Below are 17,240 nucleotides of genomic sequence, written 5' to 3'. Positions count from 1 at the left end.
CGTCCGCGACACCGCACCTCAGGAACAGCAGGAGTTTCCCGTGAAACGTCTTGCGCCGTCGAAGATGCCAGCCCCTCCTCCCGGTCGGACGTCCCAGCGTTCCCGTGCCTGAGGTGCCGCACGGCGTGCCCGCCTACCGTTACCCAGCGGAGGTTGCTTACGACAGCGTATGTGGTTTCACGGGAAACGGGACAGTCTCGCCGCCGTAGCTTTGCCGGTGTGCCAGCATCCCCAAGCTTGATGGTCCGGAAGCCGTACCGCTGACGGCTTCCTTCGTGGTGTAGATCGCTCCTCTTCGCTTTGGCTGGCACTGATTGGGGACTGTGGAGACGAACCAGCTTCAGTGATGAGTGACGTCAGAATAGATGCCACCCCTACCTTGCTACGCAGGGGTTTCACGGGAAACGTTGGGGTGTAGCGGCTCGCCTACTTCACTGCACTGCCCCGTCGCCCCTCACTGCGGGTGGACTCTCGACTCGAGGCTCGGCCGAGGCAGCCTGATGCCTCATCCGTACGGATGAGCGACGGGGCCGGTAGATCTCGAGATGCGAGACGGTGAAGGGTGGACAGCCTCCTCAGCCCTCTCCTGGTCCATCTGCCCGTCAGAGCGAAGTGAACACTGGACCGTCGGCATACTTGGAGCAGCGGAAGCTGTGCCGTGGTGCTGGCGCCCGTGCTGATGCTCATGATGCCGGGACTGAAGATTGAAATCCCCTGGTTGGGCCAACTCCGGCATCTTGCTGCGACCGAACCTCGACGAGCGTTTCACGGGAAACACGGACCGTGTTCGCTGAGCATCTCCCAGCCCTCGCTGCCGCCTCCCTCAACGTGCCTCATGGTCAGCAGACTGCGGCGAGATCAGCCACTGGCTGCTCGGCATCTGCTGCGAAGGCGAGGCAAGAGCAGACGACGGCGCACGTGTGGACCAAGTCGATTGACCCGGGATGCCTGGGGACGTCTCCTGGTCCGTGCTTGGCAGAATGGTTGGGGGTACTCGAAAGCAGGATCAGCGTTCCACGTGGAACCGTTCGTGCCACAGCGTCCCGCGTGTCAGAGACAGTCAGTGCCCGCAACGTCCATGCCACGTCCTGATATCGCGGTGCCTGTTGGGGAAGCCATGTGCTCCAGCCCCTTGGGGACGCCCGCTCCCGCGCGTGTCCAACGGTCTTGGCTGACATTGCCTCGCGATCGATGGGACAGAAGCCGTTCGGACCGCCATCGCGACCCGGAGGTTTCCCGTGAAACTCCCGGTCGCGTCGGCCCGATCGGGAGCCGGGCGGGTCGCGATGGAAAGGCGATCCGAAGGGAATCTCTCCACAAGGACGGCGTTGTCCAAGTAGGTGACGTGGCGTGGATGCCGCCCAGTACCGGAACGGATGCCCACACCACCGCGGCGCGCGACGTGCGATGGGCACCCTTGAGCGGATCGTGGGTGACGTTGACTGGTTTCCCGTGAAACCCTTGGTTGCAGCCGCTGAACAGCAGGCAAGCCTTGTCAATCTCCATGAGTGGGCGGGGCAGCACCGGACTCCTGTAGCGAATACGAAGTCCTCGGCGAGTTGGGCTGTGGCCGTGCCTGGGAGCTGGAGACGGAGGGACGGCGTAGCGAGTGTTGCACGTGGAACGCTGACACCTTCATCGGACCGTCAGCTGGTGCAGGGAACCTGCGATCGCCCGTCGTCCCAGCTTACGCCGGTAAGTGATGTAGGCCCCGTCCCAGGAGGCGTTGCGACCCAGCCAAGTTCGGGGGCAGCAGTCGCGCAGAGAGGGCGCGGGGATTGCGATAGACGGCGCGCAGCGTTTCACGTGAATCACGCGCCCCCTGCGCCGGCCTGGACCGGTAGCCGGCGCAGCGCGGGATTGCCGCAGAGAATCTGCAGCAGGGTACGGCAGAGGGCTTGTGGCGCTTAGCGACCCGCTCCCGTCGGTGTCTGCTCAGATCGGGGATGTCCCGATGGATGAGCATGGTGGAATGGCGAAGGGTGCGGATGCCGCTGTGGGTGCGTGGATTTCACGTGCAACCTCGGCGTTCGATCAACGGCTCGCTTATCAGAGGGCTCCAGGGGCACACGGGAGATGCGTCCTTCCCCGAAGCTCGGGAGGATGAGGCGGTGGTCAAAAGGTGGAGCTGCAGTTGGCCACTCCGGGGCCGGAGAGATCTGTAGGAGTGGGGCAGCTTTTCACGTGCAACACGGTCCAGGCACGCCCCCATACACAGTGTGCGTAAGTCTGTGGACAAGTACGTCGGCGAATGTCACGACGAGGTCACTTTTGGGCAGATGCACAGGAAGCGTGAGATCCACGTCGAACGCTGTTCACATCATTTGCGCAGGTCAGGGCATGATTATGGCACAGTGTGCCAGGATGATCGTCGGGTGTTCCATCCACAATTGGCTGTGGACCAGTGTGTGGATAAGTGCGGACGGTGATGTGCATAGCGTTGTGGACGGCGCTGTGGACGGAAGGGAATCCGCACGTCAGCGCGGGTCCTGGTTGTCGAGTTGACAGTAGGAGTCGACGTCTGTCGGGCGAACTCGGAGCGGGCACTCCGTACGGGCACCCGAGACAGCGTGTCGCCGAAGCGGCGGATCGGAGGAGGGACGCCACGTGGGAAGGCGGTGACGGACGGGCTGTGCACCTCGCAGACGAATCTCGACGTCTTCAGGGGCGGCGTGGTCGCTCGGGGTGAGCTGTGCTCGGCCCGAGCACGCGCGGGGACTCGGGGCACCGCGCCGGTTCGAGGCCCTCACAGGGCTCGGCGCCGTGTGGGGACCCGGGATCCGGTGCAGCGTGACGGACGCCGGGAGGTGCAGGCCCTGTGCTCTGTGGGTCAGCTGTGCTCTGTGGGCGAGTGCGGTCGGTCGGGTGTCTGCTGATCGACCAACTGGGCGACGACGTGCTTGGGCAGTGCACCGCTTCGTCGGCTCCGGACAACCCAATCCCCTGCCAGCGTGATGATGCTCGCCGGATCCGCTGCGGCGGGAGCCGCGAGATCGTGGAGCACCGGAGCAGTGGAGGGCGAACCCGATGTCGGGCTCGATGATGCGGCGGGTTCCGGTGCAGAGGCCTCTGGTCGGCGCGTCAGAGAGGTCGAAGTGTCGCCGAGCGGCTGAAGGACGAGCCAGGTCGGCAGCACCTCCACCTGGAGCTGGTCGAGGATGTCGTCGTCGGGATCCTCGATCGCGAGCGTGGCGATGCTCGGTCCCCAGCGGCGCGACAGCTCACGGAGGACCGTCGGGGCGGGCCGGGAAGGGCTCGCCCACGGCGCCCAGAGGACGACGACCGCCGTGGACGGGGCGGGTGATGGATCAGGCGCTGTCATGCGTGTGCCGGGCCTCTCATCGTCGCAGGGCCGGGTTCGGGGCGGTGCCGACCGCCTGCCCGCCCCGGCCCACCGGGCTGCAGGTGGCTGGTCGTCCTGGCTTCCGGTCGTCCGGACTGGGGACTCTCCGGTCGTCCGGACTGGGGACTCTCCGGTCGTCCGGACTGGGGATTCTTCGGCTCGGAGGACTGGCAGTGCTCCGGGCCGGCGGACTGATGCAGCGCCGGCCCGGAGTCTCGCCGAGCCGGCTTCAGAGAGCGGCTGGGACCGTGCTGGTCTCTGCGCTCGGATCGTCGGCCTCCGCGGCACGGTCGGCGAGCCAGCGCTCCGCATCGAGGGCCGCCTGGCAGCCCGAGCCGGCGGCCGTGATCGCCTGGCGGTAGGTGTGGTCGACGACGTCCCCCGCGGCGAAGACGCCGTCGACGGAGGTGTACGTCGACCTTCCCTGGCAGACGATGTAGCCCTGGTCGTCGAGCTCGAGCTTGCCGGCGAACAGGTCGGTGCGCGGCAGATGGCCGATGGCCTCGAAGACCGCCGACGTCGCGAGCTCGCGCTCCTCCCCGGTCACGGTGTCACGAAGAGTCACGGACTCGACCTTGTCGCCGCCGTTGATGCTGACGAGCTCGCTGTTCCAGGCGAACTGCAGCTTCGGGTCGGCCTCCGCGCGCCGGCTCATGATCTTCGAGGCGCGAAGCTCATCCCGACGGTGCACCAGGGTGACGTTCTTCCCGAAGCGGGTGAGGAAGGTCGCCTCCTCGACCGCGCTGTCGCCACCGCCGACGACGACGATGTCCTGATCCTTGAAGAAGAAGCCGTCGCAGGTGGCGCACCAGCTGACGCCCTTCCCGGACAGGCGCTCCTCGCCGTCGATCTCCAGCTTGCGGTAGGCGGAGCCTGTGGCGATGATCAGGGCCTTCGCGCGATACACGGTGCCGTCATCGAGGGTGGCGGTCTTGACGTCACCCTCGAGCGACACGTCGACGACGTCCTCGAACAGGATCTCGGCGCCGAACCGCTCCGCCTGCGCCTGCATGGTGGCCATGAGCTCGGGGCCCTGGATCCCGTCGGCGAAGCCCGGGAAGTTCTCGACGTCGGTGGTGGTCATCAGGGCGCCTCCGGCGTCGAGCGCGCCGGCGAGGACGATCGGCTTCATCTCGGCGCGCGCCGCGTAGATCGCAGCGGTGTACCCGGCGGGGCCGGAGCCGACGATGACGACCTCGTGCACGGTCTCATCCTGGGGAGACTCCCCCGCGGTGGCGGAGCCGGTCTGGGGCGTGACGGAACCGAGGATGTTGAGTGCCTGGATGGGCTGCGACATGGATGTCCTTCCGATGCTGGTGATCGTGATGCTGCTGGTGCCGTGATGTGGAGAGGATGGCGAGGATGCGGAGGATGCCGGTGGGGTGCGGGGGTTCGTGCGGGGTGCGGGGATCGTCGGCCGGAGGCGGGGAGCCGGGGTGGGGTCAGACGCTGCCGATGAGCACGGAGCCCGACCACAGCTGCTTCTCCTCGGCCGCTGCCTCATCCCCGTTGCCGCAGGTCGGCAGGACGACAGCGACCTTCACGGTGCCGCCCGCGGCCCGCAGGGTGTCGCGATCTCCCGGACCGTACACCAGCAGCCAGCTGGCGGTCTGATCGGCTCCCCATGCGACCTCCTCCATGATCTGCACCGAGTCGGTGATGCCGAGCTCCTGCAGGCACTGCGCCGCATCGAAGCTCGTCATCGGCTGGATGGCGCCCGTGTCCACCAGGCGCTGCACCTCGGTGCCGAGGGTGCTGTCCGTGACAACGGGCAGACCGGAGGAATTCTTCCCGGTGCTGCCCGTCGAGTCCACGGAGGTGATCGCGCTGGATCGTGTCGTCGTCGCCGTCTCGAGCGTCCCGCTCAGCTGGAGGCCGACGGCGGCGGAGAGCAGAAGCGCCAGGACCACCAGCGGAACGGGGATCCCGAGGAACCTCGGCATCCTGGATCCGTGCCGCCTTCCGGCCCGTGATCGCTCGGCGGACCCGCCCGACGGCGACGTCATCCGACCTGGATCTCTGCGACGCGGCCCCGATAGCCGTCGCCCTTGGAGTCCGAGGGAAGCTCGGGGAACCACAGGGCGACCTCCTCGGCCTCCACGGGCTCCTCCGGTGAGAGGGTCACCGAGCCGTCTCCGGCGAAGGCGTCCGAGGCGAGGACGTCCCCGAGGGAGCCGTCGTCGTTCAGGGCGCGCAGCTCGATCGTGCCGCCGCTGTTGCGTGCCGTGGTCACGGTCACGGACGAGAGGGTGGACTCCTCCGCAAGGCTGAGCCTGAGGCCCGTCCCATCCTTCAGACCGCCGAACTGGGGCGACTGGTAGATCTTCGTGGACCAGAACGTCTCGGGGTCGTCGTCGGTGGTCCGGTCGACCTGCTCGGGATGGTCGAGGGAGTCACCGTTCGGGGAGAACTCCTCGACCCCGCTGAGCTGGGCGGCCGGGAGGGTCGGCTCCTCCTCCGTCGGCTCCTCGGTGGTGGGCTCCTCGGTCGGCTCCTCCGTCTGGGTGGCGGCCGCGCTGGTCTCCGGCTGCGTGTTCAGCGGGTTCTCCACGCGATCGCGGAGGCCCGAGGTGATCGTCGAGACGGCGAACACGAGCGCGACGATCACCAGCAGCACCGCACCGAGCAGGATCCACTGCGACTGGCGCGACCGGGCTGCCGGCTGCGAGGGGCCGAGGGCGAAGGTGTCGGGGTCGTCATTGTCGACGGCGACGCCGATGACCTCCCGGAACAGGGTGCTTCGCGAGGCCGCCGGGGTGAACCGCGCGGGATCGTCCTCGGTCGAGGAGCGGGACCGGCCGGGCACGAGGATCGGTCCGTCGGCGGTCTCCGGTGCTGCACGGTCGACGCGGCCCGTGACGGGAACGGGTCCCTGCGGTGAGGCCCCGGTCGCCTGATGGACGACGGGTGCGGAGGCGACCGTCACGGCGGGTGCGGCCGAGGTCGCTGGCGTCGCCTGCGAGGGTGTGGCCCCATCGGCGGATGACAGCTGCGCGGTCGGACCGGGCGGCGGGGCGAGCGGATTCTCGGCTGACGGCGCCGCGGCTGACGGCGCCGCGGCAATCGGCGCGGTGGGCTGTGCGGTCGACTGCTCCGCGGTCGGGTCCGACGGTGCGGAGTCGGTCGAGACGTCCTCCGGGCCGGAAGCCACTGGAGCGTGCTGACCGGTCTCGAGGTGGCCGGGGAAGGCGCTCCGGCTGCGCCGCTGCGTCAGATGCAGATCGTCCACGAGGGCACGCGCGTCGGCTGCGGAGGCGGCAGCGGCTGAGGTGGCGGTCGAGGCGGCAGCCGCCGAGGCAGGAGCCGGCGAGTCGGAGGCTGAGCCGGAATCGGAGGAGAGGGCGGCAGGAGCGGCGGAATCGGAGGAGGGGGCGGCGGCGGAGGCGGGGTCGGGGACGTCCGACGGGGCCGCAGACGTCGTGCCCCGGGCCGTGGACGGCCGCACGACGGTGTCCTCGAGATCCGGTGCATCCCCGGCCGCGCCCGTCGTCGTCTCCGCCGACGGCGCACCGGCCGTCGAAGCGGCACTGGCGGCGGCGGTGCTCGCGGCGGCAGCGGTGCTCGCAGTGGTGCTGGTGGTGCTGGCGGCGGTGCTGTCTGCGTCCTCGGATCGCGGTCGCCGGATCGTGTCGTCGTCCTGCGCCGACTGCACGGTGTACGCCTCGAGGGTGACGGGGATCGACTGCCACGGGGCCAGGGCCGCGACGAGGCCGCGGGTGGTGTCCGGGACGTCATCCCCCTCGCCGTTGAGCACGAGATCGCACAGCAGGTCGAGGTCCTCGGGCAGAGGGGCGCCCAGGCGCTCCGAAGGGCGCGGGACGCGACCTGATGCGTCCCTGCGGGGACCGTGCCCCGACAGGCACCTGTAGAGCAGGGTGACCAGAGCGTTCGCATCCTCGAGGGAAGCGCTCTCACGGCTGTGGTCGAGGTCGGCGCGCGAGGCCGCCTCCACGCCCGTGCCCAGCACCGTCACCTCGCCCGATGAGGTGTCGACGAAGATGCGGTTGGAGTCCAGGAGCTGGTGGCGGATGCCCCGCCGCCGTGCGACATCCAGGCCGCTCGCGGCCTCGCCGATGATCGAGCGGGCGGTCTCGGGATGCAGGGGATCCCCGCCGAGCAGTGCCGCAAGCGGCGGGGCCGTCGGCATCGGGTACTCCACCACCGTCGTCGTCGGGAGGGACGGATCGGCCGACGGATCGTCGGGCCCGCCGAGGACGAGCACGTCCTTCACCGGGATCAGGTGGGGATCCTCGACGAGGAACGCCCGACGGACCGCATCGGCCGTCTCGAGAGCCGTCGGCCCCCAGACGATGAACAGCGCCACCGGGTCGCCGGTGGTCAGGGAGCGCGCTCGCTGCCAGGCGGCATCGGCGGCCACTCCGGACAGGGGGATTCCGCCCTCCAGTGTCCACCGGGAGAGCAGGGCTTCCTGATGCGGAAAGCTGTTCACGGACCGTCCTTCTCCTCGTCCTGGCGGGGTGGGCCCGCTGCGAGCGCTCCCCATGCTACGAGGTCCGACCCCGGAGTCGGCGGAGAGGCTTGACACCCAGTCCGACGATCCAGCGGACCTCATCGATCCTCAGCAGCCAGCCCGCAACGAGGAAGACCGCTGTCATCACGACGGCCACCACGGCGCCCACCACCACGGCCATCCCTCGATGGGACCACATCAGATCGCCCGCTGCAGCCACCAGCAGCGTCCCCACCAGCCAGGATGCGAGCGTGGTGCCGAGCAGGCGCGCCCCCAGCGCGAGTCCCCCGCGCAGCGGAGGCATGGTGATCCCCCGCAGCGCGGACTGCCGCCGCAGCACCCACAGACCCATCAGCCACGCCACCAGGTTGCCCAGGCTCGACACGCCCGCGGCACTCATCGCCGCATAGCGGGGATCCACCGCGAACAGGATGACGGGCACCGCGACGAGCGACAGGACCGTGATCGGGATCTGCACCATGAACGGGGTGCGCGCATCCTCGTAGGCGTAGAAGACGCGCTTGACCAGGTACAGCGCGGCGAAGGGCACGAGGCCGAGCGTGTACGCGACCAGCACCGTCCCGTTCGCGCGCGCAGCGGTCTCCCCGGTGCCGCCGCCGATCACCCACATGATCGGGCCCGACAGCGCGACGAACACCGCCGTGCACAGCATCATCGGCACAGCCAGCAGGCGGTTGGCACGGGAGTAGCCGTCGAGCGCGGATCGGTGGGCGCCGTCGGCCGCATGCCGCGAGATCGCCGGGAACGTCGCGGTGACCAGCGAGACCGCGATGATCCCCTGGGGGATCATGAACGCCAGATAGGCCCAGTCCAGGGACAGCAGCGCTGGATACTGCGCCGCCTGCTCCGGCTGGTCGTGCAGCTGCTCGGTCATGGCGACCGCGCCGCCGGTCGACCATCGCGCCGCCCACACGCCGACCTGGCCGAGACCCAGCATCGCCAGGGTCCACAGGCCCAGTCGGCTGAGCTTGCCCAGTCCCAGGCCCCTCAGGCCCCAGCGCGGACGGAGCCTGAGGTCCAGCCGCTTGACGTACCAGGTCAGGAACACCACCTGGGAGGCGGATCCGCCGACGTTGATCGCCGCCATCGCGATGATCATCGTCATCGTCCACTGCGAGGGGTCGCCCGCCGCGCCCCACAGGCCCAGGAACAGCAGCGCGCCGACGATCGCGACGAGGTTGTTGATCACCGGGGCCCACTGGTACGGGCCGAAGGAGTCGTGGGCGTTCAGCAGCTGCCCGCACATGACGTAGAGCGCCGAGAACAGGATCTGCGGCATCATCCAGTAGCCGAGCTGCACCGCCAGGGCGTACGTCTCCGCCGGCAGCACACCGCTGGTCAGCACCAGCAGCAGCGGCACGGCGGCGATGCAGATCGCCGTGAGCACCGCGGAGGCGGTCACGACGAGCGTCATCAGCTTGGAGATGTACTCGCTGCCGCGGTCGGGCTGCTTCACGGCCCGCACGATCGCAGGCACCAGGATCGCGTTGAGGGTGCCGCCGCCGACCAGCAGCCACACCGTGTTCGGCAGGGCGTTCGCGGCGCTGAAGGCGCTCGCAGCGGAGGTCGCCGAGCCCGCCAGCACCATGCCGAACAGATAGTTGCGCACGAAGCCCAGCAGACGGGAGACCATCGAGCCCGAGGCCATCAGCACGCTAGCCTGCATCAGCTTCGAGCGCGAGGTCGGGGTGCCCTGCCGGCGATGCCGGGGCACGTGGTGGACGCGCAGTGTCCGCTCGCTCATGACCTCTCCTCCGGGCTCTCGTCCTCCCGGTCCTCGTGCTCCGGACACACCGGCTGGGAGATGCCGGTGCGGGAGAGCTCGACCGGGTCCTCAGGGCCGTGGACGGCGGGAGCCCGGGTCGAGGCACCGACCCGCCGAGCCCGCAGGACCCCGACCACGACCAGCGTGCCCATGGCGACCACGAGCAGCATCGTCGTCCAGTTCTCCCAGGCGGGGTTCACGTTCAGCGGCACCTCGACCGCATCGGTCAGCGACGTGCCGTCCTCCGTCGTCAGCCGCGTCGTCAGGGTGACCGTGCCGTTCGCGATCGCCTCCACCGGCACCGTCGTCTCCACCCGGCCGCGGGCGGGGACGGTCACGACAGGCTGATCGGTCACCTGCACCAGCGGACGGTCCGACTCGACGGCGATCCGCACCGTCACCGGCGAGTCCAGTTCGTTGGTGACCGTGATGGGCACGCCGGCCGCGTCCGAGATCAGGTTGTAGCCGGAGGCGGGGACGACGTGCAGGGAGTCGAGCATCGTCGTCGTCCGCGCATCGGCGTCGTCCGCCCGGTCGGAGGCCGACTCGGGCTGATCGAGCAGCTGTGAGGACACGGCCGAGAGCAGCTCGAGGCGCAAGGGCTCGAGCGAGACGTCGTCCTCCATGGTGGAGGCCAGCAGGTCGGCGCGGCTCCAGGTCGCCTGGACCCGGTGGACGAGCTGGGCGTCGACATGCTCGGCGAGCCCGGTGCCCTCGGAGACCTCGAGATGCTCGGCGAGGCCCGACGCGTCCACGCTCGAGGGCTGGACCTCGTCCGGGGTGATCTCGCCCGTGCCGTACAGATCGTCGTCCTCCGACCTGGTGTCGGTGGTCAGCGCGCCGGACTCCGCAGCATCGAGCAGGTCGGAGGTGCTGCCAGCGGTGATCCAGGGCGCCTCGCCGAGGGCGTCCAGCGCCGCTCCGACGGCGGACGCGTCCAGCCCCTCGAGGGTGGGCGGGCTGATCAGCAGATGCCGATCGGCCGTGGTGTACTCCGAGGCGATCGTCGCGGTCTCCGCGAGCATGCGCTGGGTCGTCAGCTCCGCGTCCGACCCCGTCGTGAGGGAGGACAGCTCGGCGGAGAGCGCCGAGTCGGGGGTCAGCAGCGTCAGCGCACCCGCCTCCGAGGCCCCGGAGCCCTGGTAGAGGGCCACGGAGCTCGGGGTGACGGTCGAGGTCAGGTCGGTGCGGATCGACGCGGACGGGACGATCACAGCCTCCGCCCCCGCGTCGGCGGCGGTCTCCAGGGCGTCGGCATCCGCCGCGGAGCCGTCGACGGACAGGGCGGTCAGCTGCGGGGAGACGCCGGTGCTCTCCCAGGTCGCGTCGGCCCGCTCGGTGAGGACCGTGAGCAGGTCGTCGGCGCCCGCGCTCCCGAGCCCTTCGACATCCGCCTGTGCATACGGCATGGACAGGATCGTGCGGTCACCCGCAGCCGAGACCAGCTCGTCGGCGATCTGCGCCGACAGCTCGTCCTCCGCGTAGACGGTCGGCGGGGCCGGCGGTGCGTCGGAGTCGGCCGACTCCTCCTCGCCCTCCTCACCGGACGTGCTGTCGTCGGTGCTGTCGGCGCCGCCGGCGTCCCCGGCATCGCCCGTGTCGTCGGCGCCGGCTGTCCCTGTCGTGCCGTCATCCCCGGTCGTGTCCCCGTCGTCCCCGGTGGCATCGTCATCCGCCGTGGCGTCGCCGTCCTCGGCGCCGTCGTCCGTCGTCTCCGTGCCCTGGGCCGTCGCAGGCGGATCCAGCAGCGCCGGATCCAGCCACCAGTCCACGTCGGTGCGCTGCGCGAGCGCACGGACGGTCGCGAGCTGTCCGCTCTCCGCCGACGACGCCATGGCCTCGGCGTCGACGACGGCGGCACCGGGGTCGGAGCTGGCCATCGGGAGCAGCACGGACTGGGCGATCGTGTCCGATGCCCCCTCGGGCCGCCACACCACGAAGGTGCGCAGGCTCGCCACCGGTTCGCCTCTCACGACCTCGCCCTGCACGGCCTCGCCGTCCCCGCCGTCGCCGTCGGCCGCCGTGCCATCGGTCCCGTCGTCGGAGACGGCGCTCCCGGAGCCTCCGGTGGTGACGGTCAGCGAGATCCGGCGCGTGCCCCAGTAGTAGGACTCCGTGCTGAAGCCCAGGTCATCGGCATCCGCCGACACGGTCAGCTGGACGGTCGCGCCGGGCGCGATCGATCTCGTGGACGCGGAGGTCGCCACGGGCTCGCCGACGGCATCGGGCTCGGTCGCGGCCTGCCATTCGGCGATCGTCGTCCGATCGGTGACGCGGGAGCTGCGAGCGCGCAGCTCGAGCGCCGCCGCATCGACGGGCTCCGACGAGGTGTTGGTCACGGCGACGACTGCTGTGAGGGTCCCCCCGGGTGCGAGGGAGGTCGGGTCCAGCGAGACGAGGTCCAGCGAGACAGGGGCGTCGTCGGCGTCCGCATCGTCGTCGGAGCCCTGATCGTCCGAGCCCTCGCCGTCGCCGGGTGCGGCCGGGGCCGCGACCGTCCCGGGAGCGGCCGTGACCTGGGAGTCCGTAGCCGCCGAGGCGGCCGGTGCGAGCGATGGCAGGAGCCCGCCCGCGAGAGCCGGGCCCGCGATCATCAGGGTCGCCAGCAGCGCAGCCATGAGCAGGCGCGCGAGCGACGGGGACGAAGGCATGGGGACACTGTATGCGGCGGCTACCGTAGAGATCCTGCGCGCCGTCCTGCGATCGGGGCGGCTCGCGCATCGTCCCCTTCGCGCCCTGAGGACCATCCGTGACCGAGTCAGCAGACACCCCGGCAGCATCCCCTGCCTCTCCCGCCGCAGCATCGCCTGCAGGATCCTCTGCAGCACCGGCTGCAGGAGCCTCTGCGGACGCCCCTGCCGACGAGCACCTCCGTCGGCTCGAGATCGCCCGCACCCGCGCGACCTCGATGTTCCGCGCGCTGCCGGAGGAGATCCACGACCTCGGGCGCCGCTTCGAGGCCGCCGGGCACGAGCTCGCCCTGGTCGGCGGGCCCGTGCGCGACGCGGTGCTGGGTCGTTCGAGCGCGGATCTCGACTTCACCACTTCGGCGCGCCCCGAGCAGACCGAGGCGATCCTGCGCACCTGGACGCGCGACGGCGGGATCTGGGACATGGGCCGGGAGTTCGGGACGCTCGGCGGGATCCGCGACGGGGTGAAGGTCGAGATCACGACCTACCGCACCGAGTCCTACGATCCCGCGAGCCGCAAGCCCCAGGTCGAGTACGGCGACACCCTCGAGGGCGACCTCTCGCGCCGGGACTTCACGATCAACGCGATGGCGGTGCGCATCCCCTCCCTCGAGCTCGTCGACCCCTTCGACGGCCTCTCCGACCTCGCCAAGGGCGTGCTGCGCACCCCGGTGGAGCCCGAGCAGTCCTTCGACGACGATCCTCTGCGGATGATGCGGGCGGTCCGCTTCGTCTCGCAGCTCGACATCCGCATCGAGCCGCTGACCGCTGCGGCCGTCGCGGACCTGAGCGACCGGATCGGGATCGTCTCCGCCGAGCGAGTGCGCGAGGAGCTCACCAAGCTCATGCTGGGAGCGGCTCCTCGGCGCGGTCTGGAGCTGATGGTCGAGCTGGGGCTGGCCGATCATGTGCTCCCCGAGCTCCCGGGCATGCGTCTGACGATCGACGAGCACCACCGGCACAAGGACGTCTACGAGCACTCCCTGACGGTGCTCGACCAGGCGATCGACCTCGAGAGCCCCGCCGGGAGCGGAGGCCCCTGCGAGAGCCCCGACCTGGTCCTGCGGCTGGCCGCCCTCCTCCACGACATCGGCAAGCCCGCCACCCGTCGCTTCGAGCAGGGCGGCGTGGTGACCTTCCGCTTCCACGAGACCGTGGGCGCGAAGATGGCCGCCAAGCGCCTGCGCGCCCTGACCTTCGACAAGGACACCACCAAGAAGGTCGCCCGGCTGATCGAGCTGCACCTGCGCTTCCACGGCTATGCCGACGCACCCTGGACGGACTCCGCGGTGCGCCGGTACGTCACCGACGCCGGAGACCTCCTCGAGCACCTGCACCGCCTCACCCGCGCCGATGTCACCACCCGCAACCGGCGCAAGGCGCGCCACCTCTCCCGCTCCTACGACGATCTCGAGCAGCGCATCGCCGAGCTCGCCGAGCAGGAGGAGATCGGCCGCATCCGGCCCGACCTCGACGGCAACCGGATCATGGAGATCCTCGGTCTGGCGCCCGGCCGTGAGGTCGGAGAGGCCTACAAGCACCTGCTGGAGCTGCGGATGGAGCACGGCCCGCTCGGAGAGGAGCGTGCCGAGCAGGAGCTGCGCGCCTGGTGGGAGGCTCGCGGCCGGGCCTGAGGAGGCAGTCCGCCTGGTGATCCTGGTCCGCGCCGATGTGTTCTCGATGCCCCCCGGCATGCGGCACCGCGAGGACGTGAGGGAGTTGTGAGGGTCTGCGCGCCGACGTGGACACCGTGTGTCCTTCGACGCCGACCCATACCGGATCCAGGCTCCTCTGCTCATACTGGTGGGTCGCCCCGCCCTCCGGCGGGCCGTCGTCCGTGCCCCCGATGCACCAGGAGCAGCAGTCATGAGCGATTCCGGACGCTCGTCACGGCGATCGAGCCGATCGTCGAACGGCGGAGCCCGCCGTGCGGCCGGAGTGCGTCGCACCTCCGGCTCGTCGACGTCCCGCTCGTCCTCGGGCTCCGGGTCCGGGGCCTCGTCCCCCACCTCGCCCTCCAAGGGCACCAGCTCCAAGGGCACCAGCCGCACCGCCCGCACCGGCGGCGCCGGTGCAGGCAAGGGCGGAGCAGGCAAGGCCGCCGCGGCGTCGTCGGCCGCCGGGGGGCGTGCGACGAGCCGCACCTCCGTCAACGCCCGTCATGCGGGGACCGGAGCGGGCGGTCGCGGCGCGACGGCCTCGCGCGCGGCGGCCGGTTCGGGGCTCGGGAAGGCTGCTGCGACGTCGGGGAAGGCGTCGAAGTCCGCGAAGTCCGCGAAGCGAGCGCCCAAGAACTTCCTGAACTATCCGCGCGCCGGTGCGAAGAACCCGTGGCGCTGGTTCCCGTCCCTGCGGATGGTGGTCGGAGCGATGGCGCTGTTCGTCCTCGCGGGGCTGGGCGTGACCGTCTGGCTGTACAGCACGACCGATGTGCCCGAGGCCTCGGACTTCGCCCTCGCGCAGACCACCCGCGTCTACTACTCCGACGGCGAGACCGAGCTCGGTCACTTCAGCGAGATCAACCGCACCGTCATCGACGACGACGAGATCCCCGACAACATCAAGGACGCGGTGGTCGCGAGCGAGGACTCGACCTTCTACGAGAACCGCGGCATCTCCCCGCGGGGCATCGTGCGCGCGCTCGTGAACAACCTGTCCGGGGGCGCCCGCCAGGGCGGGTCGACCATCACCCAGCAGTACGTCGAGCGCTACTACACCGGCACGAACACCTCCTACTTCGGCAAGGTCCAGGAGATGTTCATGGCGCTCAAGATCGACCAGCAGCTCTCCAAGGACGAGATCCTCTCGAGCTATCTGAACACCATCTACTTCGGTCGCGGGGCCTATGGGGTGCAGGAGGCGTCGCAGGCCTACTTCGGCAAGGACGCCGCCGACCTGACCGATGCGGAGGCCGCCCTGCTGGTCGCGGTGATCCCCGCACCGTCGGCCTACGACCCCGACGTGAACCCCGAGAAGTCGCTGAGCCTGTGGACCCGCGTCATCGAGCGCCAGGTCAACGAGACCGGGTACCTCACGGCCGACGAGGCCGACGCCCTCGAGTTCCCCGAGACGGTCGAGGTCAACGCCTCCAACTCCCTCGGAGGGACCGACGGCTACCTGCTGATGGCCGTCAGGACCACCCTCCTGAACCAGGGCTACACCGAGGATGAGCTGAACACCGGCGGCTACACGATCATCTCCACCTTCGACCCGGACGTGCAGGAGGCCACGGTCGACGGCGTCGAGGGCATCGGCGAACGGCCCGAGCGCAACCGCGTGGGCACCGTGACCCTCGACCCCGACACCGGGGCCGTGCGGGGCATGTACGGCGGCGCGGACTACGTCAGCCAGTCGATCAACGACGCCTCCCAGTCGACCATGCAGGCCGGATCCACCTTCAAGGCCTTCACGCTGGTCGCCGCCCTCGAGGATGGCTACTCGCTGGACACCTACCTGGACGGCAACTCCCCGAAGACCTTCGGGAACGGCACCTGGACGGTCAACAACTTCTCGAGCACCAGCTATGGCTGGATCGACCTTCGCAAGGCCACCACGCACTCGGTCAACACCGCGTACGCGGAGCTGAACATCGACATCGGTCCGGAGCGCACCGAGGAGACAGCGATCACCCTGGGGCTGCCCGAGGACACCTCCGGCCTGAACGCCGAGTCCTCCAACGTGCTGGGCACCGCCTCCCCGACGGTCATGAACATGGCCGAGGCGTACGCGACGATCGCCTCGGGCGGCGTCCACCACGACCCCTACTACATCGAGAAGGTCGTCGCCTCCGACGGCTCCGTCGACTACGAGCACGAGGACGACGGCGAGCAGGTGATCTCCGAGGACGTCGCCACCAACGCCACGGTCGCGCTCGAGGGCCCGCCGTCGACCGGCTCGGCCGACGACCTGGTCGACATGATGGACGGGCGCCCGGTCGCCGGCAAGACCGGCACCTCGGAGAGCTTCCGCTCCGCCTGGTTCGTCGGCTACACCCCGCAGCTCGTCACCGCCGTGGGCATGTTCCAGCCCTCCGAGGACGGCTCCGGCGAGGAGGTGATCACCCCCTGGGGCGACTACACCAACATCACCGGCGGAACCTACCCGACGGCGATCTGGGGCGGCATCATGTCGCAGGCGCTCGCCGGTGAGGAGAAGCTCGACTTCGCCGATGAGGTGACTCTCTCCAACGAGCGCACCACGGCGCCGCAGACGACCGCCCCCGCCCAGACCGAGGCCCCTCAGGAGGAGACCACCCAGGAGCCCACGGAGGAGCCGAGCGAGGAGCCCTCCGAGGAGCCGAGCGAGGAGCCCAGCGAGGAGCCGTCGGAGGAGCCCTCCGAGGAGCCGACGGAGGAGCCCAGCGAGGAGCCCACCCAGCAGCAGACCACCGAGCCCGAGAACGGAGGCGACCAGCAGCAGGACGGCGACAGCACCGGCGGCTCCGGCTCCGGTGGCCAGAACGGCGGCAGCAGCTCAGGAAGCGGGGACGGCGGCGACGCGAGCTCCGGCGGCGGAGGCTCAGGCAGCAGCGGATCCGGCTCCGGCGGGAGCGGGAGCACCGGGAACGGGGGGTCGGCCGGCTCCGGCTCCGGTTCCGGGAGCAGCGGATCCGGCTCCGGGGGCAACGGGAACGGCAGCGGGTCCGGCTCCGGCGGTCAGGCCGGCGGCTGACCGCCCTGCCCGCCCGTCCGGGCCCGACCGTCGGCTGTGCCACGATCGGGGCATGGCTATGCGATGCGAGAACTGTCGGACCACAATCCGTGGACGCTCCTACCGCTCCGTGACCGGCCGCATCCTGTGCGACCGCTGCGGAACCCGCCTCCAGGGGCGCACCGCCGGCGCGATGGCGGGCGGCGGGATCGCCGGTGCCCGCAGCACCGGAGGCTGGTACGCCCGCGTCCGCCGGGCCATGGGACGCGGCGGGAAGGGCTGAGGCCCACGGGCCCCGAC

At 70.2% G+C, this 17,240-nt stretch carries 9 protein-coding genes; 3 read left to right on the top strand and 6 right to left on the bottom strand.

Annotated elements, in window-relative coordinates:
* Positions 1-2,830 precede the first annotated feature (2,830 nt).
* The 6 genes from ACZ5AJ_RS13900 to ACZ5AJ_RS13875 form a co-directional block, all read right to left on the bottom strand.
* Complete coding sequence (locus tag ACZ5AJ_RS13900; protein ID WP_464135634.1) at positions 2,831-3,322, bottom strand: thioredoxin domain-containing protein; 492 nt, start codon at positions 3,320-3,322, stop codon at positions 2,831-2,833.
* Positions 3,323-3,572: 250 nt separating this feature from the next.
* Positions 3,573-4,640 (bottom strand): thioredoxin-disulfide reductase, encoded by a 1,068-nt coding sequence (gene trxB, locus ACZ5AJ_RS13895; RefSeq protein ID WP_464135633.1) that lies wholly within the window; start codon positions 4,638-4,640, stop codon positions 3,573-3,575.
* 145 nt (positions 4,641-4,785) lie between these two features.
* Positions 4,786-5,286, bottom strand: a complete 501-nt coding sequence (locus ACZ5AJ_RS13890; RefSeq protein ID WP_464135632.1) for a hypothetical protein — start codon at positions 5,284-5,286, stop codon at positions 4,786-4,788.
* A 59-nt stretch (positions 5,287-5,345) separates the two neighbouring features.
* Positions 5,346-7,793 carry a hypothetical protein gene (locus tag ACZ5AJ_RS13885; RefSeq protein ID WP_464135631.1) on the bottom strand — a complete coding sequence of 816 codons (2,448 nt, stop codon included), beginning with the start codon at positions 7,791-7,793 and terminating at the stop codon, positions 5,346-5,348.
* A 55-nt stretch (positions 7,794-7,848) separates the two neighbouring features.
* Positions 7,849-9,579 carry a murein biosynthesis integral membrane protein MurJ gene (murJ, locus tag ACZ5AJ_RS13880; protein ID WP_464135629.1) on the bottom strand — a complete coding sequence of 577 codons (1,731 nt, stop codon included), beginning with the start codon at positions 9,577-9,579 and terminating at the stop codon, positions 7,849-7,851.
* Positions 9,576-12,251 carry a DUF6049 family protein gene (locus ACZ5AJ_RS13875; protein WP_464135627.1) on the bottom strand — a complete coding sequence of 892 codons (2,676 nt, stop codon included), beginning with the start codon at positions 12,249-12,251 and terminating at the stop codon, positions 9,576-9,578. The genes murJ and ACZ5AJ_RS13875 overlap by 4 nt, the downstream gene beginning before the upstream one ends.
* Before the next feature lie 257 nt (positions 12,252-12,508).
* On the opposite strand from ACZ5AJ_RS13875, the gene ACZ5AJ_RS13870 reads away from it, so the two are divergent.
* The 3 genes from ACZ5AJ_RS13870 (at position 12,509) to ACZ5AJ_RS13860 (ending at position 17,223) form a co-directional block, all read left to right on the top strand.
* Entirely contained in the window at positions 12,509-13,924 is a 1,416-nt protein-coding gene (locus ACZ5AJ_RS13870) for a CCA tRNA nucleotidyltransferase (protein ID WP_464138776.1), read from the top strand.
* A gap of 232 nt (positions 13,925-14,156) precedes the next feature.
* The gene (locus tag ACZ5AJ_RS13865) at positions 14,157-16,961 is read left to right on the top strand and encodes a transglycosylase domain-containing protein (RefSeq protein WP_464135626.1); all 2,805 of its coding nucleotides are present in this window, start codon (positions 14,157-14,159) and stop codon (positions 16,959-16,961) included.
* A gap of 109 nt (positions 16,962-17,070) precedes the next feature.
* Complete coding sequence (locus ACZ5AJ_RS13860; RefSeq protein ID WP_464135625.1) at positions 17,071-17,223, top strand: hypothetical protein; 153 nt, start codon at positions 17,071-17,073, stop codon at positions 17,221-17,223.
* The last annotated feature ends 17 nt before the right edge of the window (positions 17,224-17,240 follow it).

Source organism: Brachybacterium zhongshanense (assembly GCF_055385755.1).
This window is presented reverse-complemented; position numbering and strand designations above follow the sequence as displayed.

Excerpts from the sequence above, each read along its gene's own strand:
- ACZ5AJ_RS13900 (WP_464135634.1), bottom strand. The coding sequence starts at position 3,322 with ATGACAGCGCCTGATCCATCACCCGCCCCGTCCACGGCGGTCGTCGTC.
- trxB (WP_464135633.1), bottom strand. The coding sequence starts at position 4,640 with ATGTCGCAGCCCATCCAGGCACTCAACATCCTCGGTTCCGTCACGCCC.
- ACZ5AJ_RS13890 (WP_464135632.1), bottom strand. The coding sequence starts at position 5,286 with ATGCCGAGGTTCCTCGGGATCCCCGTTCCGCTGGTGGTCCTGGCGCTT.
- murJ (WP_464135629.1), bottom strand. The coding sequence starts at position 9,579 with ATGAGCGAGCGGACACTGCGCGTCCACCACGTGCCCCGGCATCGCCGG.
- ACZ5AJ_RS13875 (WP_464135627.1), bottom strand. The coding sequence starts at position 12,251 with ATGCCTTCGTCCCCGTCGCTCGCGCGCCTGCTCATGGCTGCGCTGCTG.
- ACZ5AJ_RS13870 (WP_464138776.1), top strand. The coding sequence starts at position 12,509 with ATGTTCCGCGCGCTGCCGGAGGAGATCCACGACCTCGGGCGCCGCTTC.
- ACZ5AJ_RS13865 (WP_464135626.1), top strand. The coding sequence starts at position 14,157 with ATGAGCGATTCCGGACGCTCGTCACGGCGATCGAGCCGATCGTCGAAC.